Here is a 25446-nt window from a genome sequence, read left to right as displayed (position 1 = left end):
ATACATAAGCAGGTGATATAAGTTGCTTATGGATGTCGAACCCCCTGCTCAGCCCGTGGACGAGCTGGAGCTGGCGGTCGGGCTGGCCCGGATCAGGACGATGATGCGCCTGCTCGACGTCCCCAGGGACCTGTCGATCACGGCGCTGTCCACCCTCGCGAGCCTGGAACGCCTGGGCCCGCGCCGGCTCACCGACCTGGCCGTCATGGAGGGCGTCACGCAGCCCGCGATGACCCAGCTCGTCTCCCGGCTCGAACGGGAGGCGCTGGCCGAGCGCCAGCCCGACCCCTCCGACCGGCGTGTCGTCGTGGTCGCCATCACCCCGCACGGCCGCGCCGAGCTGGCCCGCCGCCGCGCGGTCCAGGCCAAGCGGCTGGCCGAGCTGCTAGCGGAGCTGCCCGGGGAAGACCGGGCCGCCATCGCCGCCGCGCTGCCGGCCCTCGAACGGCTCACCGCCCGGGCCTTCGGCCTCGCCGGACCCGCCGACCCCGCTGTCCCCTCCCCTGAGGTGAGTGAATGACCAGCCCCGCTCCCAGCCCGTTCCGTCAGCCCAAAGCCGTCTGGGCGGTCGCGTTCGCGTGCGTGATCTCCTTCATGGGGATCGGCCTCGTCGACCCGATCCTGCCCGCGATCTCCGCCGACCTGCACGCCTCGCCCAGCCAGGTGACGCTGCTGTTCACGAGTTACCTGGTCGTCATGGCCGTCGCGATGCTGGTCACCGGCTGGGTGTCGAGCCGCATCGGCGCCAAGTGGACGCTGATCGCCGGGCTCGTGCTGATCGTCGTGTTCAGCGCGCTGGCCGGCACCTCCGACAGCGTCGGCGGCATCATCGGCTTCCGCGCGGGCTGGGGGCTGGGCAACGCCCTGTTCGTGGCGACCTCCCTGGCCGTCATCGTGGCCGCCGCCAGCGGCGGCTTCAGCGGCGCGATCATCCTGTACGAGGCCGCGCTCGGCCTGGGCATCGCCATCGGCCCGCTGCTCGGCGGCGCGCTCGGCCATATCAGCTGGCGCGGCCCCTTCTACGGCGTCGCCGTGCTGATGACCGTCGCCCTGCTCGCCACGGTCATGCTGGTCCGCCCGCAGCCGAAACCCGCGCGCAAGACCTCCCTGCTCGACCCGCTCAAGGCCCTGCGCCACCGCGGCCTGCTGATCATGAGCCTGACGGCCCTCTGCTACAACTGGGGCTTCTTCACCGTGCTCGGCTACGCGCCCTTCCCCATGGAGCTGGACGCCATCCAGCTGGGCCTCGTCTTCACCGGCTGGGGCCTGATGGTGGCGATCTTCTCGGTGGCCGGCGCGCCCTGGCTGCAGCGCCGGCTGGGCCTGGCCCGCACGCTCTACGGCAACCTCGCCCTGTTCGCGGTGGTCATCTTCGTCATCGCCGTCTTCGTCGACAACCGGCCGGTGCTGATCGCCGCCGTGATCGTGGCGGGCGTCTTCATCGGCGTGAACAACACGCTGACCACGCAGGCCGTGATGATGGTCGCGCCGGTGGAACGGCCGGTGGCCTCGGCGGCGTACGGGTTCGTGCGCTTCATCGGCGGCGGCCTGGCGCCGTTCGCGGCCGGGCAGCTCGCCGAGCACTTCAACGTGCACGTGCCCTTCGTCATCGGCGCCTGCGCGATCCTCGTCGGCATCGCCATCCTCGCCACCGGCCACCGCGACCTGGTGCGCGCCGAGAACAACCAGGCCCAGCTGGACGCCCACGCGGGCCGGGGCGAGCGCGACGCCGAGCTGTCCGAGGCCACCGAGGCCGCCACCGGCACCCCGAGCTGAGCCGGCCGCGGCGGCACCGATACCCCCGCGCTGAGCGGATCGCGCCCGCCGGGATCACCGTCGTGCGGCTCGTTCCTGGTTGGCGGGCTGTTCTCCGGCCGAGTAGGTTTCAATCCGAAACTCGGACAGATGTGAAGGAGAGCCCCCCTCGTCCCAGCGGGACCGGACGAGGGCGGGGCTCGCCACGGAGGAACAGCGCATGGCAGCACACGTCACCGCACTGACGTACTACCCGATCAAAGGATGCGCCGGAGTGACGGCGGAAGAGGTGACGCTCACGCCCGCCGGCCTCGCGCACGACCGCAGCTTCATGGTGGTCGACGAGGAGGGCGTCTTCATGAGCCAGCGCCGCGATCCGCGGATGGCGCTGATCCGCCCCGAGGCCGGCGACGGCGGCGCGCGGCTGCGGCTGCGGGCTCCCGGCATCGAGGACCTGGACCTCGACGTGGACGTGAGCGGCGCTCGGGAGCGCGTGGAGCTGTTCGGGACCCCCTATCTGGGCATCGACCAGGGCCCGGCGGCCGGGCGCTGGCTCACGCACGTGCTCGGGCAGCCGAGCAGGCTCGTCCGGGTGCCGCCCGAGCATCACCGGGTGACCAGCGGCAGGACGCCCGGCACCGCCGGATTCTCCGACAGCGGCGCCGTGCTCGTCGTCTCGTGCGCCAGCCTCGACCTGCTCAACCGCAGGCTGGCCGATCGCGGCGAGGACCCGCTGCCCGTCAGCCGTTTCCGTCCCAACATCGTCGTCGACGGCTGGGACGAGCCGCACACCGAGGACCGCGCGTACGCCGTCACGATCGGCGCGGCCGAGCTGGGCTACGCGAAGATCGCCATCCGCTGCGTGGTCACCACGATCGACCAGGAGAGCGGGACGAAGGCGGGCCACGAGCCGCTGCGCACCCTGGCCGGCTACCGCAGGGCCGCCAAGGGCGGTGTCGCCTTCGGGGCCAAGTACTCCGTGGTCACGACCGGCGCCGTCGCGGTCGGGGACACGGTCCGGGTCACCGCCTGGGGTGCGTCCGAGCTCTGAGCCACGGGCGCCCCGGCGCGCCGCACGCACCTTCGCATCGAAATAATGCGATATGTTGATGCGAAAGCAGGCGACTGAGGAGCGGCGCGATGAGCGGCATGCCCGGCATCGATCTCGGCACGTTCGGGATCTACACCTTCGACTTCGAGCACCAGCCGGCGGCGCTGGTGCGTGAGTCGGTCCAGGAGCTGGAGGAGCTGGGCTGGCCCGCGGTGTGGGTGCCCGAGCTGCTCGGCCGCGAGGCGCTGACGCACGCCGGCTACCTGCTCGCGTCCACCCGGGGGCTGCGCGTGGTCAACGGCGTCGCGCGGATCTGGTCGCGCGGGGCGCGGTGGACGTACGGCGCCGCGGCGCTGCTCGCCGACGCCTACCCGGACCGGCACGTGCTCGGGCTCGGGTTCGGCGGCCAGCCGCAGCCGGGCACCAAGCCGCTCGCGGCCATGGCCGGCTACCTCGACGAGATGGACGCGGTGGACCCGGTCAACCCGGCGCCACGGGCGCCGATGCGGCGCATCCTGGCCGCGTACGGGCCCAAGATGCTGGAGCTGGCCCGCGACCGGGCCGCCGGCGCGCAGACCTATCACGTCAACGTGGCGCACACCGAGCAGGCGCGGCGGATCCTCGGCCCGGAGCCCTTCCTCGCCGTCGAGCACCCTGTGCTGTTCGAGAGCGACCCGGCCAAGGCACGGGCGGTCGCGCGCGAGCACCTGCACCGTTACCTGTCCACGCCGTACAACCTGGCCAAGTTCCGCCGGCTGGGCTACTCGGAGGAGGAGATCTCCGGCGGCGGCGGTGACCGGCTCGTGGACGACTTCGTGTTCTGGGGCGATCTGGACACGATCGCGCGCAAGCTGCACGGGCATCTCGACGCGGGCGCCGACCACGTCACCGTGCAGGTGATCGGGGTGCGGCCGGGCGAGTCGGCGATGCCCTACTGGCGCCGGCTGGCCGGCGCGCTCCTGCCCCGACGCGCCGGCGGCTGACCCGGCGCCGCCTCCGCCAGCGCGGCGCCGAGCCGCAGGGCCGCCTCGACCGCGGACGGGATGTCGGCGATCGGGTAGACGACGTGCTGGATCGTCCGCTGGGCGTCGGCGATGAGGACGGCCCGCTTGAGCCGCAGGTTCTGCCCGGCGCGGAACGTGGGCAGCCGCAGGGCCGCGCACAGGGTCAGGTCCACGTCCGACAGCAAGGGGAACGGGAGGTCCTCGGCGTCGGCGAAGGCCTGCTGCTCGTCCGGGCGCTGGGTGCTCACGCCGCGCAGGGCCACGCCGGCCCGCGCGAAGTCGGCGGCCGAGGCGCGGAACAGGCGGTTCTCCAGGGTGCAGCCGGCCGCTCCCGGGATCGGCGGCCCGTCCTCCGGCGGGAGGCCGGGAGCGCCGGTGGCCGGATAGGTGAAGATCACGGTGACGGGCGCGCCGGCGGCCACGACGTCCCGTTCGCCCCCGCCGGTCGCGGGCAGGCTGAGGGGGTGCGGCACGGAGGTCCCGGTCAGCGCGCGCAGCCGGACGGCCTCCGGGCCGGTGGGGGAGGCGACGGCGGTGAGCGTGCCGTCGCCCAGGACGAAGCGGTCGGCCCAGTCCTGCAGCCCGATCAGCACCGGGGTCAGCGCCCGGCCGGCGTCGGTCAGGTGGTACTCGTACCGGATCGGCCGCCGCTGGTACGGGCGGCGCTCCAGCACGGCGTGATCGAGCAGGTGCCTGAGCCGCTCGGCCAGCACGCGCCGCGAGATGGCCAGCTCCGCCTGGAGGTCGTCGAAGCGGTGCCGGCCCCGGCTGACCTCCCGGACGATGAGCAGGCTCCACCACTCGCCGACCACCGCCGCGGCCTGCGCGATGGCGCAGACGGCGTCCAGCTCGCGCACCTCTCGTGCCACCGCTCGCCTCCTCGCCGTCCGCCGCGAGACCAGGCCAGTGTAGCGAGTGGGTTTCAGATGGGAATCCACCTGCCGCGGCGAACGGCGCGGGCGGGGCGGGTGACGGGAGCGGTGGCGGCCCGTGCCGCGGCTGGCCGCGGGTCCACCGGAGCCTGCTCGGCGCGGAGATCCTCATCGTCGCCACCCCGACCTGGGTGGGCCACCCGTCGTCGCCGGCGCAGCGGGTGATCGAACGCATGGACGCCATGTTGTCGGAGACCGACGACGACGAGCGGCCGGTGGCCTGCAACCGGGTCGCCGGGGTGCTGGTCACCGGCAACGAGGACGGGGCCCACCACGTGATCAGCGAGATCGCCGGCGCCCTCGGCGACATCGGGTACACGATCCCCGGGCAGCGTGGACGTACTGGCGTCTCGGCCCCGGCGCCGGGCCCGACTACCTGGACTCGGAGCAGGGGCGCGAGTGGTCGCACAGGAGCGGCCGCGCGATGGCGTCGAACCTGTACGCCGTGGCCGAGGCCCTGGCCGCCCGCCCGATCCCGGCGCCACCCCAGTGATCAGTGCAGGCCGCGGACGGTGCCGCCGTCCACCCGAAGCGTGGTGCCGGTGACGTAGTCGGCGAGCGGGCCGCTGAGGTAGAGCACCGCGGCGGCGATCTCCTCGGGACGGCCCAGCCGGCCGACGTCGTTCGGCGCCAGCTCCTCGATCGCGTGGCGTTCGATCTCCGGCCACGTCTCTCCCCAGCCGCGATCGGGCGCGAGGCCGGTGATGAACCGCCGGACGCCGTCGACCAGGATGGCGCCGGGGGAGACGGTGTTGGACGTCACCCCGGTCCCCTTCAGCTCGCGGGCCAGCGACACCGCGAGGTTGTGCCGGGCCGCCAGCGTGGCGCTGTAGTGCGGCAGCTCGGCGCCCGGCTGCAGGGCGAGCCCGCCGCCGATCTGGATGACCCGGCCCCAGCCGCGCTCCCGCATCCCGGGGACCACCCGCCGGATCATGCGGACCCCGGAGATGACGTTGACCTCGTACGCCTCGCGCCAGTCATCGGCCGTGGCGTCCCGCCACGAGCGGTGCGGGTAGGCGCCGGCGTTGTTGACCAGGATGTCGATCGGCCCCGCCGCCAGCGCGGCCCCGGCCACGGCGTCGGCGCCCGCGTCGGTGGCCAGGTCGCCGACGGCTGCCACGGCGCCGCCGCCGGCCGCCCTGATGGCGCCGGCGACGGACTCGGTACGGGCCAGGTCGCGGCCGTGCACGACGACCTCGGCCCCCTCGGCGGCCAGGGCGGTGGCGATGGCCGCACCGAGGCCGGAACTGGCCCCGGTGACCAGCGCCCGTCTGCCCGTCAGTTGCGCGTTCATGTCGTTCCTCGTGTCGTCACGCTCTTATCCACGTTTGCAGACTTACGACAAAAGTATACGAGTGTAGACATAGTGCCGCCGACGAGGCCGGGGTCGTGCGCACGACCGGGCTCAGGGGTTCTTGCCCATGGCCTTGCGGATGGTGTCGCGGACCCGGTCCATCATCGCGATCGGCGTGCCGACCAGCAGGTTCTTGGTGGCGGACTCGGTGCCGGGATGAGGATGGGTGGGCGCCATCGCCTCGGCCGCCTTGACGCCGGCGGCCATGCTGCGCCGCTGCGCCTCACTGGTGTGGGCGCGGAGCTGGGCGAACTCGTAGCGTTCCTCGCTGCGGGCGTGCGCCTCGACGGCGGCGCGCAGCATGAGCAGGTTCGGCATGAAATCGGGGGCATCGGGCCCGGCCTCGTCCATGCGGGACAGCAGCTCCTTGGCCTCGTTCTCCTCGGCGAGGCGGTCGTCGACCACGCCGTCCCCGCCGTCGATGGCGTGCCGGGCGAAGGGATGGACGATCTCCTCCTCGGCCGTCTCGTGCACGGCGAGCAGCCGTACCAGGCGGGTGAACGCCTCGCCGCGCTCGTCCGCGGGCGCCTGCTCGACCTCGTCGAACAGGTTCCTGATCATGCCGTGCTGGGTCTGCAGCAGGTCGATGACGTCCGTCTCGTCCATCGTCTCCGGGGCTGTTCTGGTCATATCCGTACCTCCTTGTTCGGGTACGCGGCGGCTACCCGGACAAGGGGCGGCCACGCCACGAACGAGGACCGGAGGCGTGATCCTTACCGAACGCGGAGCTTCCGGCGAGAGATCCGCACGCCGCCGCTCAGCCGGAGAAGCACTCGCGTGCCGTGGTGAGGCGCGCGGACATGTTGCGCTCCATCATCCGCAGCGCCGCCTCGCCCAGGTCGTCGTGGATGGCCGCGACACAGTCGGTCGGCACCGTGAGGTCGTATTTGCGCACGTACGCGTCCAGTGCGCTGTAGAGGACGCACTGCTCGGTCACCTGCCCGGCCAGCACGACCGTCCGCACCCCCAGCCGCGACAGCAGGTACTCGAGGGGCGTGCCGAAGAAGACGCTGTGCCGCACCTTGGGCAGGAACGCGCAGCCGGGCGGCGGCAGCACCGGCCGCACCAGGTCCGGCCGCCTGCCCTTCAGCGCCCGTTCCTCGATCTCGCGCCGATCGGCGGCGAAGTCGCCGTAGTTGTCGTTGACGTACACCAGCTCGACGTCGTCGCGCTCCTCGGCGGAGGCGATGAGCTCCGCCAGCGGGTCGACGATCGCCGCCGCCTTCTCCGCGAGCGGCTCGGCGTCCTGGTGGTCGTACGGGTTCAGCATGTCGATGACGACCAGGGCGAACGTAGTCATAGCCACTGTCCTGTCCAGCCGGTCGCCTTTTATCCCAGCTCAGGCATCGGGCCGGGGCCTCTATGAGCCGGAAAGAGCGGTCAGGTCGTGTCGCTCATGTGCACCCGCAGGCGCGGATGCCCGTCCGGATGGTCGACGGTGACCACGTCGCAGAGGCGCCGGATGATCCACAGCCCGAACCCGCGCACGGCGCTGGCCGGCGGATCGGACGGCGGCAGATGGTCGGCGGTCAGCGTGCCGCCGGGCTCGACGATCTCGACCCAGATGCCGTGGGCGTCCCTGCGGGCGGTGAGGACGCCGGAGCCGGTGCCGTGCTCCAGGATGTTGGCGGCGGCCTCGTTGATCGCGATGATCAGATCGTTCGCGCGCTCACCCGAGAACCCGGAGCTGAGGGCGAAGGCGTGCAGCCGCGACCGCAGCAGGGAGAGATCCGCGGTGATCGCGCATCGAAGCGGCACGCTGTCACCCCTAACCCTGCATCTCGGACGGTCAATTGTCGCGCTTCGCGGCAACAGTGTCACATGAGGGTCTTCGCCGGGGGTCATGGGGGTGGACACGCTCCAGGCCGGCGATCTTCCCAGGGGCCCGGAGGCGTTGCGATAATCGCGGCGTGACGGCGACGGCGGACGGACCGCCGGAGCCGGTCCGCGGGCAGTGTGTGTGGGCAGTGTGTGGGCAGGGCGAACGTCTCCCGTTCAGGTCAGGGCGGCGAGTGCTTCGTCGAGGTCGTCGTAGAGGGGCAGAACTTTGGCCAGGCCGGTGATCCACATGATTTTCGCGCGGCGGTAGTCGACGCCGATGAGGGCGAACTTGCCGCCTGCGGCCTGGCTGGCCTGCCAGTGGTGGATGATCAGGCCGAGGGCGCGGGAGTCCATGAAGACGGCGCCGGCGAGGTCGAGGATGATGGAGGTGCCGGCCTGGTCGAGGTGGTCGGCGAACTGCTGGCGGGTGGTGGCGTCCAGCACTCCCTCCACGGCGATCACGGCGATGTCGCCGGCCGTGGACGACGTCAGGCGCAGCGGTGCGGGGGCGGGAGTCTCGCCCGCGGGCATCATCACGACGTCATCGTACGTGTGGCCGGACGGATGCGCGGGCGCGCGGCACCGTCTTTCCTCCTCCGCCCTCCTCGCGTCCCGGCGACCACGATGGCTGTTTCAGGAAAAAGATTTCGGTAATATGGCTTCAGCTATTGTCTGATCCGACGCTCTCGCCGACAAGGAGGTCAGCAGTGGAACATGCGGGTCAGCCGCAGACGGGCAGGCCGTGGACGTTCCTGACCAACCATGCCCGGGTCCTCATCGAGATCACCAGGCATCCGAACGCGCGGCTCCGCGAGATCGCGGCCGTCACCGGCATCACCGAGCGCGCCGTCCAGGCCATCGTCACCGACCTGGAGAACGCCGGTTACATAACCCGCACACGCCTGGGCAGACGTACACACTACAGCGTCGACGCCAGCCGGCCCTTCCGCCACCCAGCCGACGCCGGCCGCGACATCGAAGGACTGATCGCCCTGTTCACCGAGCACGACGCCCCCGCAGCCAGCAGTCCTGAGAGAGAGCTCACCCCATGAACACCGCGGAGCTCCGCACCATCCTCGTCGTCGAGGACGACCCCGCCGACCAGGTCCTCATCCAGGAGGCCTTCGAAGAGCACGCGGAAACCCGGCGAACCCGCCCCAACCTGCTCCTGGCATGGGACGGGGAGCAGGCCCTCGACATCCTGTTCCGCCGCGGCGCGCACGCCGAGGCCACCCGCCCCGACCTGGTGATCCTGGACCTCAACCTGCCCAAGTACGACGGCCGCGCGGTCCTGGAGCAGATCAAGTCCGACCTCGAACTGCGCACCATCCCGGTCGTGGTCTTCAGCACCTCTTCGCAGGACGAGGACATCATCGGCACCTACCGGCTGCACGCCAACGCCTTCGTCACCAAGCCGACCGGCTTCGACGACTTCACCGCCGTCGTGCACCAGATCCAGGAGTTCTTCACCCGCACCGCCCGCCTTCCCGCCCCCGCAGCCTGACCCGGCCGCTCCCAACCCCGCCGGCCGCTCCCACCAGGGCCGGATTCGGCCCTTCCGACGCCGCGCCGAGGACTTTTGTCCGCTTTTGCCAGCGAACGTGCAGGTCATGCTGCCATCATGGGACCACGGTGCGTGATTGCGGGCAGGAGGGGCCGATGTTCACGCCTCTGCCAGACAGTCTCGCCGGCCACGGCGTGACCTGGCCGATCAGCCTCGACCTCGCGGCACTGCGAGATCTGGTGTGCCACCACGCACGGCAGGCCGGGCTCAGCCAGCAGCGTGCCGGAGATCTGGCGCTGGCGGCCAACGAGGCGGTCACCAACGTGCTGGACCACGCCGGCGGACGGGGCTGGGTGCGGATCTGGGCCGACGACGGCTTCCTCACCGTGGAGGTCGTCGACCTGGCGGGCCGGCTCGGCCCCGGCGCCCGCCTGGAGGAGCCGCCGCAGGCCGGCCCGCGCGGATACGGGCTGTGGGTCATGCGCCGCCTGTGCGACGAATTCGCCATCACCCAGCAGAGCGGCTCCTCCCGGGTACGGTTGCGCATGAGGCGTCCCACGACGCGAAGGAGCTGATCGTCACGATGGACGACCCGAGGAGATGGTCTGCGTCGTCAGCGTGTCCGTCGACGGCCGGGCCTGGATCGTCCAGGTCCACGGCTTCACGGACCGCCGGCCGAACGTGACGGACGCCCTCCCCGCCGTGGCCGGCTGACCTCAGCCTCTGGTGCCGGGGAACAGGCTCTCGCGCCAGGGAAAGCTGAGTTCGGTCGGCCGCACCGGGGAAGGCCGAAATCGGCCTTTCGCACCGGGAAAGGCCGGACACGCCGAGGCCGTGGGGCGCGGGCGGCCCCGCCCGCCGCCCCGCGGTGGCTCAGACGTTGAAGATGCTCACACCACCGGGTCCGACGAGCAGCCCGACAACGATGAGGACGATGCCCCACAGGATGTCGCGGCGGGCCAGCAGCACGTAGATGCCGGCGATGACGAGGATGACGGCGATGATCCAAAGAAGGGTAGCCATGCGCCTCGACTGCCCTCAGCGGAGGGTGGGAAACGGCCGCGCCCGGGACATCAGGTAACACTTCGGTTTCGCCCGGCCCGGATGTGCCCGGAATTGGACGTGTCCGGAACGGCACACGCTCTGCGGCGTAAATCTTGGAGTGGGACATGTGCCGACATATAGACTTCCGCCCTGCCCCCGAGTGCTGCTCGCACAGGAATGAGTGCCGATGCTGACCGAGTTCCTCCGCGACCAGTTCTTCACCACCGCGTGGTTCGGGTTGATGGCCTTCGTCTGGTTCGGCTGGTCGCAGGAGAGCCCCGACCGGCGCTGGCGGGTCTGGCTGGGGGCCGGTTCGGTCCTGGGCATCGGGATCGCCGTGGCGTTCGGGGTGCTGACCGCGACGAACTGGGACCAGCCGACCGCGCTGGACGGGAAGTACGCCTGGTTCGGCGTCCTGGTCGCGGCCGAGGTCGTCGCGGCGGGAGCCGGCTGCCTGCTGCTGTCGAGGCGCGGTGCGTCCCGGTGGATGGCCTGGTGGGTCGCGCTCGTCGTGGCGGCGCACTTCCTCCCCCTGGCGCTGCTGCTGAACGACCTCGGCGTGGCGGTCGTCGGGCTCGTCCAGCTGGCCGCGCTCGGCCTGGTGGCCCGGCCCCTGCGGGTCACCAGCACACCCAGCAGCCGCTCGGCCGGCCCGATCATGGGCGCGACCCTGCTGCTCAGCGCGGCGATCGGCGCCCTGATCGCCGTGTCGGGAGCCTGACGACCCCGCAACCGGCGTCCCGGGCGGTCGCGCCCGGTCAGCTCACCGCGGACGAGGGCGCGGACGAGGGCGGGGACGAGGGCGGGGACGAGGGCGGGGACGAGGGCGGGGACGGGTCGGCGTCGCCGGAGAGCAGGGCGCTCAGGCCGCCCCGGGCGTCCTCTATCACGATGGCCTCGGCCGCCGCCGAGTCGCCCGCGCGCAGCGCGCGGACCAGCGCGCGGTGGCTGGCGTAGCGGTCGAGACCGAAGTTCGGGTCCTCGGCGACGCGCTCCAGCCGCCGGGCCCGGCTCTCGGAGCGGGAGAACACCCGGGTCTGGTCGAGCAGGCGCACCAGGACCGGATTGTCGGCGCAGGCGCTGACCGCGTCGTTGAAGCGCTGCATCGTGTCGAGGAGCTGGGTGAGGTGCCTGGTCGTGGGGTCGCCGTCGCGATGGCGCTGCTTGATCAGGATGAGCAGGTCGTCGGCCTCGTCGAGGATGGCGTCGAGGTGGTCGAGCTGCTCGGCCGTCACGTGCCGGGCGGCGAACCTGGCCACCATCCCGCGCAGCGCGACCTCCACCTCGGCCAGCTCCTGCAGCGCGATGTCGCCGATGGTGGAGACCTTCACCGTGCGCGGGCCCGTGCGTTCGAGCAGGCCGTCCTGCTCCAGCCGCCGGATCGCCTCGCGCACCGGCGTCGGGCTCACCGCCAGCCGCTCGGCCAGCCCGCGCTCCGTCACCTTCTGGCCCGGCCTGAGCTCGCCCGTGACGATGGCGGCGCGTACCGACTGATAGGCCCGGTCGGCGAGGGTGTCGCTGCTGAGTGATCCGAGGGATTCGATGGCCACGGCCGTAGCATACCGCCCGCAATGGCAGAAGAATAAGCAACTCTTGACGGTGATGCTATAGCAAATATACGGTCACGGCGTCCCCACCGCCGATCCGGCCCCTCGTCCGAGAAAGAAGCGAAGCATGGACAACAGACCCGACTCCGTCCGGATCATGACGCCCGTCGGCATGCTCGGCGCAGGCTGGGACGAGGCCACGATCGAGCGCGGCCTGGCCCTCGGCGTGGACGTGATCACCGTGGACGGCGGGTCCACCGACTCGGGCCCGTACTATCTCGGCTCCGGAACGGCGAAGACCGCCGCGCAGGCCGTCGCCCGCGACCTGCGCAGCCTGCTGAAGGCGGCGGCCCGCGCGGACGCGCCGCTGATCATCGGCTCCTGCGGCACCAGTGGCACCGACAGCGGCGTCGACTGGGTCGCCGGCATGGTGAGCGAGATCATGGCGGAGGAGGGCCTGGACCTCAGGGTGGCGCGCATCTACAGCGAGCAGGACGCCGCCGGCCTCAAGGAGCACCTCGACGCGGGACGGATCCACCCGCTGCCGCCCCTGGGGGAGATCCGGGCCGAGACGCTGGAGGGCTGCACCCACATCGTCGGCATGATGGGTCACGAGCCGATCGTGCGGGCGCTGGAGGCGGGCGCCCAGGTCGTGCTCGCGGGGCGGGCCACCGACACGGCGGTGGCGGCGGCGTACCCGCTGATGAAGGGGATGCCGGCCGGGCCGAGCTGGCACGCCGCCAAGATCGTCGAGTGCGGCGGGCAGTGCACCGTCGACCCGCGCGCGGGCGGGGTGCACACCACGATCGACGCGGACGGGTTCACCATCGAGCCGCTCGACGCGGCCAACGCGTGCACGCCGTACACGGTCGCCGCCCACATGTTGTACGAGACGGTGGACCCGTTCGAGATGCGTGAGCCCGCGGGAACCCTCGACGTGCGCGAGGCCACCTACGTCGCCGTGGACGAGCGCACCGTGCGGGTCGAGGGATCGCGCTTCCACACCGCCGCCCAGCACACCGTCAAGCTGGAGGGCGCCCGGATCACCGGCTACGAGACGATCTCCTTCAGCGCGATCCGCGACGCGCTCGTCCTCGGCGACCTGGAGACCTGGGCGGACCTGCTGCGCACGCACCTGCGCCGGCGGGTGAGCCAGACGCTCGGGCTCGCGGACGACGACTACGCCTTCGACCTGCGCCTCTACGGCCACAACGCGGTGCTGGACGACCTGGAGTTCGAGACCGGGACGCCGCGCGAGGTGGCCGTGATGCTCCTCGTCAGCGCCCCCGACCAGGCCACCGCGACGGCGGTGGCCAAGGTCGCCAACCCGTTGATGCTGCACATGCCGGTGCCCAGCATGAACTACCTGCCCAGCCTGGCCTTCGCCTCCTCGCCGGCGGAGGTCGAGCGGGGCCCCGCCTACGAATTCGTGCTCAACCACGTCGTCGACACCATCACCCCGACCGCTATGTTCCGGATTGAACACGACAGCACAGACGGAGCACACCACCATGACTGACACACCCCCCGGATCGCCTCCGGTCACCGTCGGCGACCTCGCGCTGGAGGTCCGGTCCAAGAACGCCGGCCCCTTCTGGGTGACGATGGAGCTGTTCATGCGGGACGCGGACGGCTACCGCGTCGTGGCGGACGAGACGTTCATCGACGAGCACGTCATCGCCCGCCTCTACCGCGTCGACGCCGGCACGGTCCGGATGTTCCGCATCCCGTCGCTCAACGTCGTCAAGATCTCCTTCCCGCGGCCGGTCTCCCAGGGGTCGCTGCGCGACCGCGACATGCACGCGGGCCAGCACCACGTCCCCCTGGCCGCCCTCCCCGTCCCGGCGGGCGCCCCGAGCACCGCTGGAGCGGGCCGTGGCTGACGCGGACATCGTCGTCGTCGGGGCGGGCCTGGCCGGCCTGGTGGCCGCCGCCGAGGCGGCCGACGCCGGCCGGTCGGTCGTGCTGGTCGAGCAGGAGGGGGAGCGGTCGCTGGGCGGCCAGGCGTTCTGGAGCCTGGGCGGGCTGTTCCTGGTCGACAGCCCCGAGCAGCGCCGGATGGGCATCAGGGACTCGCGCGAGCTGGCCTGGCAGGACTGGCTCGGCAGCGCGCAGTTCGACCGGGAAGAGGACCGCTGGCCCCGGGCATGGGCGGAGGCGTACCTCGACTTCGCGGCGGGGGAGAAGCGGGCCTGGCTGCGCGCGATGGGGCACCGGATCTTCCCGCTGGTGGGCTGGGCCGAGCGCGGCGACGGCCGCGCCGAGGGTCACGGCAACTCGGTCCCGCGTTTCCACATCACCTGGGGGACGGGTCCCGGCGTGGTCGCGCCGTTCGAGCGCCGCGTACGCGCCCACGCCGAGTCGGGACGGATCCGCTTCGCCTTCCGCCACCGCGTGGACGACCTCATCGTCGAGGACGGCGCGGCCACCGGCGTCCGCGGGCAGGTGCTGGAGCCGGACGACGCGGAGCGGGGCCGCCCGACCTCGCGCGTCGCGGCCGGCGACTTCGAACTGCGCGCCCAGGCCGTCATCGTCACCAGCGGCGGCATCGGCGGGAACCACGACCTGGTCCGCAAGGCCTGGCCGGCCCGGCTGGGGGAGCCGCCCAGGACGATGGTCGCCGGGGTGCCGGCGTACGTGGACGGCCGGATGCTCGGCATCGCCGAGGCGGCCGGCGCGCGGGTCGTCAACCCGGACCGGATGTGGCACTACGTCGAGGGCCTGCGCAACTGGGACCCGATCTGGGACAACCACGGCATCCGCATCCTGCCCGGCCCCTCGTCGCTCTGGCTCGACGCCACCGGCGCACGCCTGCCCGCACCCTGCTTCCCCGGCTTCGACACGCTGAGCACCCTGCGGCACCTGCGGGGGACGGGCTACGACTACTCGTGGTTCGTGCTCACCCAGAAGATCATCGAGAAGGAGTTCGCACTCTCGGGGTCGGAGCAGAATCCCGACCTCACCGGCAAGGACGTCAAGCTCGTCCTGTCGCGGGTCAAGAGCGGGGCGCCGGGCCCGGTGGAGGCGTTCAAGCGGCACGGCGCCGACTTCGTCGTCGCCGACAGCCTGACCGAGCTGGTCGCGGGCATGAACAAGCTGGCCGATCCGGACGCTCCCGAGCTCGCCGAGCCGGCGCTGCGCGCGCTCATCGAGGCGCGTGACCGCGAGATCGACAACGCGTTCACCAAGGACGCGCAGCTGACCGCGATCAGGGGCGCGCGCAACTACCGCGGCGACCGGCTGAGCCGGGTGGCGGCCCCGCACAAGCTGCTCGACCCGAAGGCCGGGCCGCTGATCGCCGTGCGGCTGCACATCCTGTCGCGCAAGACGCTCGGCGGGCTCGAATCCGACCTCGACGGCCGCTGCCTGCGCGCCGACGGCAGTCCGCTGCCGGGCCTGTACGCCGCGGGCGAGGTCAACGGGTTCGGCGGCGGCGGGATGATGGGCTACAACGCCCTGGAGGGCACGTTCCTCGGCGGCTGCCTCTTCTCCGGCCGCGTGGCCGGCCGGGCCGCTGCCCAGGCGGTCGGCTGACCCGTCACCTGGCCCAGGCGGTCCGCCTGATTCGTCACCTGGCCCAAGCGGTCGGCTGACCCGTCACGCACTCGTTGCCGCGCACGTCACGGGCGCGGCGACGAGCGACCTGTCATGCCCGGATTTCACCCCGAAGATCCCATGGCAAAAGCCGTCTGCAACTATTGACAGTTTTGCCATAGCATTCACAAGATGGCGAGTGTCACAGTGAGCCGACCGTGATCCAGCCGCCGCACGGTCCGCCGCGTCCGGTCCCGGCGCCGTCGCCGTCGAAGAACCCGAGGAACATCATGAGAAGGACCGCATTCCTGCCCCTCGCGCTCGCCGCCGCCCTCACCTCGGCCTGCGGCAGCCCGGCCGGTGACGCCCCCGCCGCCGAGCCCACCGCCACGGCGGACGTCGGGAAGGCCTCCGCGGTCACCCCCGTCGACGACGCCACGCTCAAGGCGGCGCAGGCCGAGGGCGAGGTCCTGCTCTACACCAACAGCGAGGACCAGCAGATGGCGCCGCTGGTCAAAGCCTTCGAGCAGGCGTTCCCCGGCATCAAACTGCGCAGTCTCACCCTCGGCAACCAGGAGATGTTCCAGCGCTACGAGACCGAGGCCGCCTCCGGGGCGGCCTCGGCGGACGTGGTCATGAGCAGCGACGCGGTCGGCTGGCTGTCGTTCATCGCGAACGGCGACGTCGAGGACTACAAGGACCCGAACACGCCGAACCTGCCCGAGCACGCCGTGCTCGGCCCCGGCGTCTACTCCATGTCCGTGGACCCGGTCGTCGCGGTGTTCAACAAGGCGCTGGTCCCCGAGGCCACGCAGCCCGACACGATGGTGAAGCTGGCCGCGATGGCGCAGAAGCTGGACAAGAAGATCGCCACCACCGACATCAGCAACGTCATCCAGTACGGAGCCACCAGCGCCTACCTCGGCAAGTACGGCGAGGAAGGCTGGGCCACGCTGGAGAAGATCGGCCCCCACGCCGCGGTGGAGTCGAGCAACGGCCCCCTGGTGACCAAACTCGCCCAGGGCCAGTACGCCGCCGAGTTCTTCGTCTCCGGCACCGTCCGCGCGTTCATCACCGACGACGTCGCCAAGGTGGTCAACTACAGCTACCTCAAGGACGGCACGCCGCTGCTGCCGCGCGGCGTCGGGGTGACCGCCAAGGCGAAACACCCCAACGCGGCCAAGGTCTTCGTCAACTGGCTGCTGTCGGTCGCCGGGCAGGAGGCCGCCTGCCAGGGCGGGTTCACGCCCTACCGCGACGGCGTGACCTGCGACTTCGGCCTGCCGCAGGTCAAGGCCATCGTCGGTGAGGACAACCTGATCATCGGCACGTACGGCAAGCAGCTCGCCGACCAGCGCGACCAGATCATCGCCCGCTTCAACAAGGCCTTCGGCCGGTGACCGTCACGGCCGGCGCCAGGCCGGAGACGGCGGCCCCCGCGCAGGACCGGGGGCCCCGGCGCCCGTCCGTGCCGACGACCGCCAGTCACTACCTGATCTGGGCCCTGACCCTGCTCGTCGTCGTCGGCCCCGTGGTGCCGATCGTGCTGGCCTCGCTGTGGTCGACGCCGCTCTACCGCTCCGGCGGCGGGCTCACGCTCGGGAACTTCCGCGACCTGCTGACCGACCCGGCCTGGTGGACCGCGGTCGGCGACAGCGCCGCCTTCGCCGCCCTCACCACGGTCACGTCCGTGCTGCTGGGGGTGGGCGCGGCGGTGCTGCTGTCGAGGACCGACGTGCCGCTGCGCCGCCTCTTCGCCGCCTTCCTCATCCTGCCGATCATGCTCCCCGGCCTCGTGCTCATCGTCGGCTGGATGGCGATGTGGGCGCCGTCGGGGTACGTCAGCTCCTGGCTGGAGATCAACACGTTCCTCCGGTTCCCGGTCGACCTCTACACCTTGCCGGGCATGGTGCTGGTGGCGACCTCCGTGGCCGCGCCGACCGTGTTCCTCTTCTGCCGCACCACCGTGCTCGCCATCGACCCCGCCCTGGAGGACGCGGCACGCAGCGCCGGCGCGAGCCCCCTGCGGGCGCTGCTGACGGTGACCGTGCCGCTGCTGCGTCCCGCCGTGCTCAACTCGGCGCTGCTCGTCTTCGCGATCTCCTTCGAGGCGCTCGGCCTGCCGCTGATCCTGGGCTTCTCCAACAACATCAGGTTCGTCTCCACGTACCTGTACGACCATTGGATCAACGCCGCTCCGCCGAACCAGGGCCTGGTGTCGGCCGGCGCGGTCTTCCTCCTCCTCTGCGTCTCCGGGCTCCTCGTCCTGCGCAACCGGCTCGTCGGGGACGCCGCCCGGTACACGACCGTCACCGGCAAGGCCACCGCCACCCGGGTGGTGGGCCTCGGACCGGCCCGGTGGCTGCCGGCCGCCCTGCTCGCTGTCGTGCTGGCGGTCTTCGTCGTCGTGCCGCTGGCCGGGGTGGTGATGTCGGCCTTCACCACCATCCTCACCCCGTACGTCACCCCGTGGTCCGTGCTGACCACCGAGAACTTCCAGGCCATCGCCGAGCACCCCATCTGGTCGGAGTCGATCGTGAACAGCCTGCTCATCGCCGGCGCCGGCGGGCTGCTGACCACGGTGGCCATCGCGGTCGTCTCGGTGGTGGCCCACCGCTCCTCCTTCCGCTTCCGCGGCTCGCTGCAGCAGGCGGTGGTGTGGCCCAGGATGATGCCGGGGCTCGTCACGGGCATGGCGTTCTTCTGGTCGTTCGCCATCCTCGACCCGGGCGGCGCCGTCCGCGGCAGCCTGTGGGGGATCGGGCTCGCGTTCGCCGTGCGCAGCCTCGCGCTCGGCTACGGCGTGTTCTACCCGGCGCTGGCCGCGATCGGCGAGGACCTCGTCCGCGCCGCCCGCACGTCTGGGGCCACCTGGTGGCAGGCCGCGGTGAGCGTCGTGCTGCGCCTGTGCGCCCCGGCCATGGCCGCCTGCTTCGTGCTGCTGTTCGTCTCGATCCTGAACGACGCCGACCCCGCCGTCTTCCTGGTCACCGACCGGACGCCGGTCATGGGCCTGACCATGCTGCAACTCGCGGCGACGAGCACAGGCGGCGCGGTCGCCGCCTTCGGGGTGATCCAGATGGTCATCACCCTCGCGGTGCTCGGCGCCGGACGACTCTTCCTGGGGGTACGGGCCCATGCCTGATCTCACGCTGACCAAGGTGGCCAAGAGCTTCGGCGGCAACGCCGTCCTGCACGGGCTCAGTCTGCACGTACGGGACGGCGAGTTGTTCACGCTGCTCGGCCCCAGCGGCTGCGGCAAGTCCACGACGTTGTGGTCGATCGCCGGGCTGCACTCCCCCGACCGGGGCACCATCGCCTTCGGCGACCGGGTGGTGTTCGACGGCGGCCGGATCGACGTGACACCCGAGCGGCGCAACTGCGGCGTCGTGTTCCAGTCGTACGCGGTCTGGCCGCACCTGTCCGTGCACGACAACGTCGCGTACCCGCTCAAACTGCGCCGGGTGAAACGCCCGGTCAGGGCCGCCCGTGTCCGCGAGGTGCTCGAACTCGTGGAGCTGGGCCACCTGGAGCGACGCTACCCGCACGAGCTCAGCGGCGGGCAGCAGCAGCGCGTGGCGCTGGCCCGCGCGCTGGCAAACCCGCCCGACCTGCTGCTGCTGGACGAGCCGTTCTCCAACCTGGACGCCAAGCTGCGCGAACGGGCCAGGGAGTGGCTGCGCGCCCTGCAGCAGCGGATCGGCGTCACCACCGTCTTCGTCACGCACGACCAGGACGAGGCGCTGTCCATGAGCGACCGGGTGATGGTCATGGACCAGGGCCGGGTCCGGCAGGTCGGCACCCCGGAGGAGATCTATCACGAGCCCGCGGACGAGTTCGTCGCCGACTTCGTGGGCAGCGTGAACGTGCTCTCCGGCCGGGCGGTGCCGGGCGCGGACGGGACCGCGCAGGTGTCGCTCGACGGCCTGGGCCGCCCGCTCACGGTCCCTGCCGGTGCCGACCTCGCCGGCGACGTGCGGCTCGCCGTCCGTCCCGAGCGCATCGTGGTGCATCCGCCGGGCGGCGTACCGGCGGACGCGGTCAACGTGGTCACGGTCAAGGTGGCCTCGCGGGCCTTCCTCGGCGATCACTACCGGTACGTGGCGGAGCTGGGGGAGCGGGAGCTGGTGGTGCGGACGCTGACGCCGGTCGACCACGGATCCGAGCTGATCGTCGAGCTGCCGCCCGAGGCGATCCGGGTCTTCGGTCCCGCCTGACCCGGCCGCCCGCCTCGCCTGACCCGGCCACGGCGCCGGATCGGGCGTGTGCCGACCGGCCGCCGGGGGAGTGGAAAAGATCCACCCGTGTGTCGACATAGGATCTTTTCAACTCGTCTGCCCCCGACTGCCGGAAGGCCTTCATGACCCACCCCCTCAGTCGTCGGTCCGCCCTGCTCGGCGCCACGGCCGCGACCGGTCTCGCCCTCTGGGACCAGCCGGCGGGGGCCGCGGGGACCGGGACCTGGACAGGTACCGGGGCAGGGGCCGGCACGGGGGCCGACGCGGCGGCGTTCGACGCCGCGCGTGAGCGGTGGGTGAGCCTGCTGGCCGGGGCGACGTACGACCCCGCCTACGCCGACAAGACGCGGGCGGTCGAGGGCTCGGCCAAAGCCGTCCTGCGCAAGATGAAGCCCGACCCGGGCCGCCCCAGCCTCTGGCCGGACCTGCCCCTGAGCGACCCCCGTACGGGCGACTTCAACCGTTCCTACAACCGCATGCGCACCCTGGCGCTCGGCTGGGCCACGCCGGGCACCGCCATGCACGGCGACAGGCAGGTCGCCGAGACCGCCGTCAGGGCGCTCGACTTCCTGTACGAGCACGCCTACAACGAGCGACTCGACCGGCGGGGCAGCAACTGGTTCTGGTGGGAGATCGGCGTCCCCCGCGCGCTCACCGACACCTGCGCCCTGCTCTACGACGGCCTGCCCCGCGACCGCATCACCCGCTGGCTGCGCCCGCTGCGCCGCTGGTGCCCCGACCCCGAGCGGCGGGTCAGCCACCCCGGCGTGGTCGAGACCGGCGCCAACCGGGCCGGCAAGGCCATGGCGGTGGCCATGCGCGGGCTGCTCACCCATGACGAACGCCTGGTCAGGCGGGCCAGGGCCGCGGTCTCCGCGCTGCTGCGCCCGACCAGGGGGCCGGGCGACGGCCTCTACCGCGACGGGTCGTTCATCCAGCACGACGTGTACCCGTACACCGGCAGCTACGGCGTGGACTACCTGGAGAGCATGGCCAAGCTGATCGCGATGCTGGCGCGCTCACCCTGGGAGCTCACCGGCGTCGGCGGCGTCTACGACATCGTGGACCGCTCCTTCACGCCGTTCGTCTTCGACGGGCTGATGATGGACTGCGTCCGCGGCCGGCAGATCTCCGTGCAGGGCCACCGCGACTACCACTCGGGCCAGAAGACGATCGAGGCCGTCCTCACTCTGCTGGAGTCGGCGCCCGAGCGGTACGCCGCGCGCTGGCGGCCGCTGGTGAAAGGCTGGCTCACCCGCAACACGGCCGTCCCCTACGTCACGCTGGCGCCGCCGGCCAGCATCGCCAAGGCCGCGGCGCTGCTGGACGACCCGTCGGTGCCGGTCGGAGCGCGGACGACGGGCACGTACATGTTCGCCGACATGGACCGGGTCGTGCACCGCCGCCCCACCTGGGCGTACGCGATCGCGATGAGCTCGCAGCGGATCGGCGCGGCCGAGGCGATGAACCGGGAGAACCTGCACGGCTGGTACACCGGCGACGGCATGACCTACCTCTACACCGGCGACCTCACCCACTGGAACGACGACCTGTGGCCCACGATCGACCCCTACCGGCTGCCCGGCACGACCGTCGACCGCCGCCGGCGCGCCGATCTCACCCACGGCCACCGCCGCCTGCCGCCCACCCCGTGGGCGGGCGGCGTGGCCCTCGACGGCGAGTACGGCGTGGCCGCCATGCGGCTGATCGCCGGCGGCTCCTCGCTGCGGGCCAGAAAAGCCTGGTTCCTGCTCGACGACGCGGTGATCGCGCTCGGCGCCGGCATCACCGCCTCCGACGGCCGCCGCGTCGAGACCGTCGTCGAGAACCGCAACACCCACGACTGCCACCCTCCGCTGGACAAGGGCGACGACTGGGTGCACCTGCCGGGCGTGGCCGGATACGCGCTGCTCGACGGCCCCGGCCCGAAGGTGATCCGCGAGAAGCGCACGGGACGCTGGCGGGACATCGACAAGGGCGCCACCACCGGCGGCGACGGGACCCCCGTCACCCGCCACTACACCACGATCCTCCTCGACCACGGCGTCGACCCGCGCAAGGCGCGTTACGCCTACGCCGTCCTGCCCGGCGCCACCGCCGCGCAGACCGCCGGCTACCGCCTGCGGGTCAGGATCCTCGCCAACTCCGGCACGGCGCAGGCCATCTCCCGCGGCGACGTGCTCGCCGCCGTCTTCTGGCGCGCCGGGACCGTCGAGACCATGGACGGGCCGCTGCGCGCCGACGGCCCGTGCACGCTGCTGATCCGCCGCGACGACAAGCGGGTCCGGCTTGCGGTCGCCGACCCGTCGAGGACCGCCGACGAGGTGAAGATCACGCTGCCCTGGCCGGTGCGCTCGATCGAGCGGGGCGACCGCAGCGTGCGCAGGTCCAAGCGGGCGCTCAAGGTGGAGGTCGGCGGCAGCCGGGGGCACGCCCACACCGCGGTCGTACGCGTCTGACACGAGCGCTCCCCCTCGGGTCGTGTCCCGCTGAACGAGGCGGACCCCCTTCTTTTGTCCAAGCGACGCCCTGGACAATGCTTGGACAATTCTCCGACGTACATTCGTTGCCGCCGGACGAATGGCCGGGCATAGTCGGAATCGTCACCGCCGGATCGCGACCCGGGAGCGGTAGCCGATCGGCGGACATCTGGGGGGAATCACCCGGCCGGCGCCTTTCATTCGCTGCGCCGTACCGCGAAAGCCGGAAATGCCTTCCTTTCCCACGGACATTTCTCCCGAACGAAAGGACGCGACCATGACCGACAGAAAGCTGACCGCGGCCCTGGTGACCTGCGGCGCCGCCGCGGCGCTGCTGGGCGCACCCGCCTCCGCCACGGCCGCGACGGCGGGCACGACCACCACCGCGACAAGCCGCACCCAGGCGGTGGAGCGCGACAGCGTCCGCTGCATCAAGCCCAGCGGAAAGAAGACGAACTACTCGTGGTCGGACGGAAACTCGTCCACGACGGTCTACTTCAACAATCACTGCTCCCATCGCGTGTACGCCCAGCTGCATTTCAAGGGCCCGGCCGGAACGCGGAAGGAATGCCTTGCCACGAACGGCGGGACGAAAGGCAAGAAGAAATTCCACAAGGGGCTGGCCGAGAATCTCACGAACATCACCAGGGACTGCTGACCACGCGGGGGCCAGGACCCCCGCCTTCCGGTAAGGAGCCGGTTCGACATGAAGATGCACGTAGCCGCCATCGCGGTCTCCGCGGCGGCCATCTCCACACTTCTGCTCAGTACGGGGCCGGCCAGCGCGCACCCGTACGACGGGAAGGACCCGTACAAGAGCGGGTGCGCGAACAGCAAGGTCTTCACCGGCAAGAAGGCCTCACTCGAGAACGAGATCGGTGACAGCCTGGGCTCGATCCGGCTGTACTACTCGCGGCGCTGCGGCACCAACTGGGGCGAGGCCCAGGTGCCGAAGAACGCGACCGGCACGATCACGGTCTTCACCAGCTCCAGGAGGGTGTCGTTCACCTACCGCGCCGGCAACGGCGGGCACCACTGGGGCGACATGGTCTACGCGCCCAGCGGCGTCTGCGCCAAGGCGTCGGGCACCGTGGCCGCCGGCACCGGCCGGGTCAACCGGGGCAGCGGCACCACCGGCGCGGCCTGCGGCTGAGCTTCCTCAAACCGGGGCGGCGTGCCACGGCACGCCGCCCTTCGCGTGCGCTCATGTCATGTTTCGGTTGCGAATATGTCCGCCACCAGCGCGTACCAGCTCGTCGTGGAGCCGGTCTCCGGGGTGCCCGCCCACCAGCAGCGTTGCGAGGCGGAGAACGCCTCGGTCTCACCGTGCCGGCCGCGCGCGCGTACACGATGACGATCGGCTACGCGAACGGGACGGGCGCCACCGCCACCCAGGGGCTGGCCTGCAACGGCGGCGCGTGGGCCACGGTCGCCTACCCGCCGACGGCGGGCTGGGGCGGTTCGGCACGACGAGCGGCGATGACCACCGTGCCGGAGCCCCGCGCGGCGCGCGGCACGGTGGTCTCGCCGTGACGTCCGGGGTGGTCACCGCCGGCGTCAGTTGTTGAGCGCGCTGAACAGGGTCATTCCCGCGCTGACGATGAGGGCCAGCAGCACCACCCGGCGGAACCGGTCCGGGTCGATGCGGCTGAACACCGCGTCGCCGATGAAGTAGCCGAGCTGCACCACCGGCACCCCCACCAGCCCGATCCAGAGCGACTGGCTGTTCACCTGGCCGGCCACGGCGAAGCCGATCAGGCTGAACACGCTGGTGCCGGCGAACACCGCGGCGAGGGTGGCGCGGAACTTGCGCGGGTCGTAGCCCATGCCCTGGAAGGCGGCGACCATCGGCGGCCCGTTCGTGCCGGTGGACGTGGACAGCGCGCCGGACAGGAGACCGACCCCCACCAGCACGGGAACGTTGCCCGGCACCTTCACCCGGCGCCACACCATCAGGGTGCAGCCCAGGACGCCGACGCCGATGAGCGCGGTGAGGACCCGCTCGGACGTGGCCCCGTAGACCCACAGGCCCAGGGGCATGCCGAGCAGGATGCCGGCCATGGCGATCATGGCCACCTTCCATTCGGCGTGATGGCGCTGGCGTACGCCGATCGTGATGGTCATGGCCAGGGCGGACAGGGTGGTGGCGACGACCGCCGTGTGCGGGTCGACGGTGAGGGCGAGGAGGGGAGTGGCGACGAGGGCGTATCCGAATCCGGTCACCGCGTGCACCGTAGAGGCGAGCAGGATGATCACTGCGGCGACGAGCAGCGTGGTCACCTGCCACACTTTGCCATAAATCCAGGGAAATGATCCAGTATTCTCGGCAGAAAAATCGGCGATAATTACATCGGCAGGCGAAGGCCGTTCCTGAAATCGGGAACGGAGTCGCGGCGAATGGTCTCTACGTTGTTTTCCAGGATTTGTCAACGGGTGCGCCGAGGAGTGATTTGACGTGAACGCTCAGGAACCTGCGAATTACGTGGTCAGCCCGCCGCTCGACGGCGGCGAGGCGGTCGTCTTCGTCCCCGGGCTGGGCGGCCGGACGAAATTCGTCGACCGCTGGAACGAGCCCGGCCGGGGCCCCGTCATCCGCCGGGCCGTCTGGAGCGAGCCCATGAACGTGCCTGCCGTCGACGAGCGCGGCGCGGCCCTCGCGGCCCTCATCGACCGCGCGGACGCCTCCGACGTCGTGCTCGTCGGCCACAGCATGGGCGCGCTGGTCTGCCTGGAGGCGGCCGGGCGGCTGGACCGGCGGGTGCGTGGCGTCGTCGTCATGTGCCAATATCCACCGCACCGCACGCCCGTCTCGCCGCTCGCGGAACTGCCGGACCGGGCGCTGGCGGCGGAACTCGACGCGCCGCCGCACATCGCGGACACGGCGGCCCTGCCCGAATACGCCCGCCTCTGGCGCTCCGAATACCGCCTTCTCAATCGTTACCTGGAATCGGATCCGCGCCCGATGGTGAACGCGCCGATCGTCGCCGTCGGGGCCAAGGACGACGCCAGTTCGTGGAGCTCGGAAAACCTCGACGAGTGGCATTCTTACACGACGAAACGGCTCTCCGTCCATATGGTCGCGGGCGGCCATCAGATGGTCGAAGAGCTGCCTTCCGAGACGCTTCGAGAATGGCTCAGCACGTTTGCCGGCTGACCCTCCCGCGCGTCGATGACGTCGTTCT

The 25446-nt window shown here is 71.5% G+C and carries 28 protein-coding genes; 19 read left to right on the top strand and 9 right to left on the bottom strand.

Annotation, left to right across the window (positions count from 1 at the left end; genetic code table 11):
- Positions 1 to 28 precede the first annotated feature (28 nt).
- From OIE67_RS23125 to OIE67_RS23110, 4 genes are all read left to right on the top strand, one after another.
- Positions 29 to 520: a MarR family winged helix-turn-helix transcriptional regulator gene (locus OIE67_RS23125; protein WP_181307276.1), complete on the top strand. Its 492-nt coding sequence runs from the start codon at positions 29 to 31 to the stop codon at positions 518 to 520.
- Positions 517 to 1776 (top strand): MFS transporter, encoded by a 1260-nt coding sequence (locus OIE67_RS23120; protein WP_326643642.1) that lies wholly within the window; start codon positions 517 to 519, stop codon positions 1774 to 1776. The genes OIE67_RS23125 and OIE67_RS23120 overlap by 4 nt, the downstream gene beginning before the upstream one ends.
- A gap of 199 nt (positions 1777 to 1975) precedes the next feature.
- Positions 1976 to 2806, top strand: coding sequence for an MOSC domain-containing protein (locus OIE67_RS23115; RefSeq protein ID WP_326643640.1), 831 nt, complete (start codon positions 1976 to 1978; stop codon positions 2804 to 2806).
- Between the two features lie 89 nt (positions 2807 to 2895).
- Entirely contained in the window at positions 2896 to 3789 is an 894-nt protein-coding gene (locus tag OIE67_RS23110; RefSeq protein WP_326643637.1) for a TIGR03620 family F420-dependent LLM class oxidoreductase, read from the top strand.
- Here the strand turns inward: OIE67_RS23110 and OIE67_RS23105 are convergent.
- From OIE67_RS23105 to OIE67_RS23080, 6 genes are all read right to left on the bottom strand, one after another.
- Positions 3738 to 4679: a winged helix-turn-helix transcriptional regulator gene (locus OIE67_RS23105; protein ID WP_326643635.1), complete on the bottom strand. Its 942-nt coding sequence runs from the start codon at positions 4677 to 4679 to the stop codon at positions 3738 to 3740. The two genes, OIE67_RS23110 and OIE67_RS23105, sit on opposite strands and share 52 nt — an antisense overlap.
- A 556-nt stretch (positions 4680 to 5235) precedes the next feature.
- Complete coding sequence (locus OIE67_RS23100) at positions 5236 to 6036, bottom strand: SDR family NAD(P)-dependent oxidoreductase (RefSeq protein WP_326643633.1); 801 nt, start codon at positions 6034 to 6036, stop codon at positions 5236 to 5238.
- 111 nt (positions 6037 to 6147) lie between these two features.
- A complete protein-coding gene (locus tag OIE67_RS23095) occupies positions 6148 to 6726 on the bottom strand; it encodes a hemerythrin domain-containing protein (protein WP_326643631.1) in 579 nt (192 codons plus the stop codon).
- A gap of 127 nt (positions 6727 to 6853) precedes the next feature.
- A complete protein-coding gene (locus OIE67_RS23090) occupies positions 6854 to 7396 on the bottom strand; it encodes a cysteine hydrolase family protein (RefSeq protein ID WP_106237782.1) in 543 nt (180 codons plus the stop codon).
- Between the two features lie 80 nt (positions 7397 to 7476).
- Positions 7477 to 7854 (bottom strand): ATP-binding protein, encoded by a 378-nt coding sequence (locus OIE67_RS23085; RefSeq protein ID WP_181307278.1) that lies wholly within the window; start codon positions 7852 to 7854, stop codon positions 7477 to 7479.
- Between the two features lie 237 nt (positions 7855 to 8091).
- Complete coding sequence (locus tag OIE67_RS23080) at positions 8092 to 8451, bottom strand: STAS domain-containing protein (protein ID WP_245955789.1); 360 nt, start codon at positions 8449 to 8451, stop codon at positions 8092 to 8094.
- A gap of 173 nt (positions 8452 to 8624) precedes the next feature.
- On the opposite strand from OIE67_RS23080, the gene OIE67_RS23075 reads away from it, so the two are divergent.
- From OIE67_RS23075 to OIE67_RS23065, 3 genes are all read left to right on the top strand, one after another.
- Positions 8625 to 8969 carry a helix-turn-helix transcriptional regulator gene (locus tag OIE67_RS23075; protein ID WP_326643627.1) on the top strand — a complete coding sequence of 115 codons (345 nt, stop codon included), beginning with the start codon at positions 8625 to 8627 and terminating at the stop codon, positions 8967 to 8969.
- Entirely contained in the window at positions 8966 to 9421 is a 456-nt protein-coding gene (locus tag OIE67_RS23070; RefSeq protein WP_106237790.1) for a response regulator, read from the top strand. The genes OIE67_RS23075 and OIE67_RS23070 overlap by 4 nt, the downstream gene beginning before the upstream one ends.
- A gap of 155 nt (positions 9422 to 9576) precedes the next feature.
- Positions 9577 to 9996: an ATP-binding protein gene (locus OIE67_RS23065; protein ID WP_326643624.1), complete on the top strand. Its 420-nt coding sequence runs from the start codon at positions 9577 to 9579 to the stop codon at positions 9994 to 9996.
- Positions 9997 to 10294: 298 nt separating this feature from the next.
- Here OIE67_RS23065 and OIE67_RS23060 read toward each other — a convergent pair whose 3' ends face one another.
- Entirely contained in the window at positions 10295 to 10444 is a 150-nt protein-coding gene (locus OIE67_RS23060) for a GPGG-motif small membrane protein (RefSeq protein WP_181307280.1), read from the bottom strand.
- Positions 10445 to 10652: 208 nt separating this feature from the next.
- Here OIE67_RS23060 and OIE67_RS23055 point away from each other — a divergent pair, with 208 nt between their 5' ends.
- Entirely contained in the window at positions 10653 to 11186 is a 534-nt protein-coding gene (locus tag OIE67_RS23055) for a hypothetical protein (protein WP_326643621.1), read from the top strand.
- Between the two features lie 37 nt (positions 11187 to 11223).
- Here the strand turns inward: OIE67_RS23055 and OIE67_RS23050 are convergent, their stop codons facing one another.
- Complete coding sequence (locus OIE67_RS23050; protein WP_326643620.1) at positions 11224 to 12015, bottom strand: GntR family transcriptional regulator; 792 nt, start codon at positions 12013 to 12015, stop codon at positions 11224 to 11226.
- A 124-nt stretch (positions 12016 to 12139) separates the two neighbouring features.
- On the opposite strand from OIE67_RS23050, the gene OIE67_RS23045 reads away from it, so the two are divergent.
- The 10 genes from OIE67_RS23045 to OIE67_RS23000 all read left to right on the top strand — a co-directional run bounded on the left by OIE67_RS23045 (position 12140) and on the right by OIE67_RS23000 (position 23797).
- Complete coding sequence (locus tag OIE67_RS23045; protein WP_326643618.1) at positions 12140 to 13531, top strand: acyclic terpene utilization AtuA family protein; 1392 nt, start codon at positions 12140 to 12142, stop codon at positions 13529 to 13531.
- Positions 13524 to 13895, top strand: coding sequence for a DUF4387 domain-containing protein (locus tag OIE67_RS23040; protein WP_326643616.1), 372 nt, complete (start codon positions 13524 to 13526; stop codon positions 13893 to 13895). The genes OIE67_RS23045 and OIE67_RS23040 overlap by 8 nt, the downstream gene beginning before the upstream one ends.
- A complete protein-coding gene (locus OIE67_RS23035; RefSeq protein ID WP_326643614.1) occupies positions 13888 to 15546 on the top strand; it encodes an FAD-binding dehydrogenase in 1659 nt (552 codons plus the stop codon). Before OIE67_RS23040 ends, OIE67_RS23035 begins: the two co-directional genes overlap by 8 nt.
- Positions 15547 to 15836: 290 nt before the next feature.
- Entirely contained in the window at positions 15837 to 16946 is a 1110-nt protein-coding gene (locus OIE67_RS23030) for an ABC transporter substrate-binding protein (protein ID WP_326643612.1), read from the top strand.
- Positions 16943 to 18691 carry an ABC transporter permease gene (locus tag OIE67_RS23025; protein ID WP_326643609.1) on the top strand — a complete coding sequence of 583 codons (1749 nt, stop codon included), beginning with the start codon at positions 16943 to 16945 and terminating at the stop codon, positions 18689 to 18691. The genes OIE67_RS23030 and OIE67_RS23025 overlap by 4 nt, the downstream gene beginning before the upstream one ends.
- Entirely contained in the window at positions 18684 to 19763 is a 1080-nt protein-coding gene (locus tag OIE67_RS23020) for an ABC transporter ATP-binding protein (protein ID WP_326643607.1), read from the top strand. The genes OIE67_RS23025 and OIE67_RS23020 overlap by 8 nt, the downstream gene beginning before the upstream one ends.
- Before the next feature lie 143 nt (positions 19764 to 19906).
- Entirely contained in the window at positions 19907 to 22243 is a 2337-nt protein-coding gene (locus OIE67_RS23015) for a polysaccharide lyase 8 family protein (RefSeq protein WP_326643605.1), read from the top strand.
- Positions 22244 to 22541: 298 nt separating this feature from the next.
- A complete protein-coding gene (locus OIE67_RS23010; RefSeq protein ID WP_326643603.1) occupies positions 22542 to 22922 on the top strand; it encodes a hypothetical protein in 381 nt (126 codons plus the stop codon).
- 48 nt (positions 22923 to 22970) lie between these two features.
- Positions 22971 to 23417, top strand: a complete 447-nt coding sequence (locus OIE67_RS23005) for a DUF2690 domain-containing protein (protein WP_106237819.1) — start codon at positions 22971 to 22973, stop codon at positions 23415 to 23417.
- A gap of 173 nt (positions 23418 to 23590) precedes the next feature.
- On the top strand, positions 23591 to 23797 hold the full coding sequence (locus OIE67_RS23000; protein ID WP_326643600.1) for a carbohydrate-binding protein: 207 nt from the start codon (positions 23591 to 23593) through the stop codon (positions 23795 to 23797).
- Between the two features lie 24 nt (positions 23798 to 23821).
- Here OIE67_RS23000 and OIE67_RS22995 read toward each other — a convergent pair whose 3' ends face one another.
- Complete coding sequence (locus OIE67_RS22995; RefSeq protein WP_326643598.1) at positions 23822 to 24544, bottom strand: sulfite exporter TauE/SafE family protein; 723 nt, start codon at positions 24542 to 24544, stop codon at positions 23822 to 23824.
- Positions 24545 to 24719: 175 nt separating this feature from the next.
- On the opposite strand from OIE67_RS22995, the gene OIE67_RS22990 reads away from it, so the two are divergent.
- The gene (locus OIE67_RS22990) at positions 24720 to 25418 is read left to right on the top strand and encodes a thioesterase II family protein (RefSeq protein ID WP_326643597.1); all 699 of its coding nucleotides are present in this window, start codon (positions 24720 to 24722) and stop codon (positions 25416 to 25418) included.
- Positions 25419 to 25446 lie beyond the last annotated feature (28 nt).

This window comes from Nonomuraea fuscirosea (genome assembly GCF_035917475.1).
Lineage (GTDB): Bacteria > Actinomycetota > Actinomycetes > Streptosporangiales > Streptosporangiaceae > Nonomuraea > Nonomuraea fuscirosea.
The sequence above is the reverse complement of the archived record's forward strand: the minus strand, read 5'-3'. Positions and strand labels throughout refer to the sequence as shown.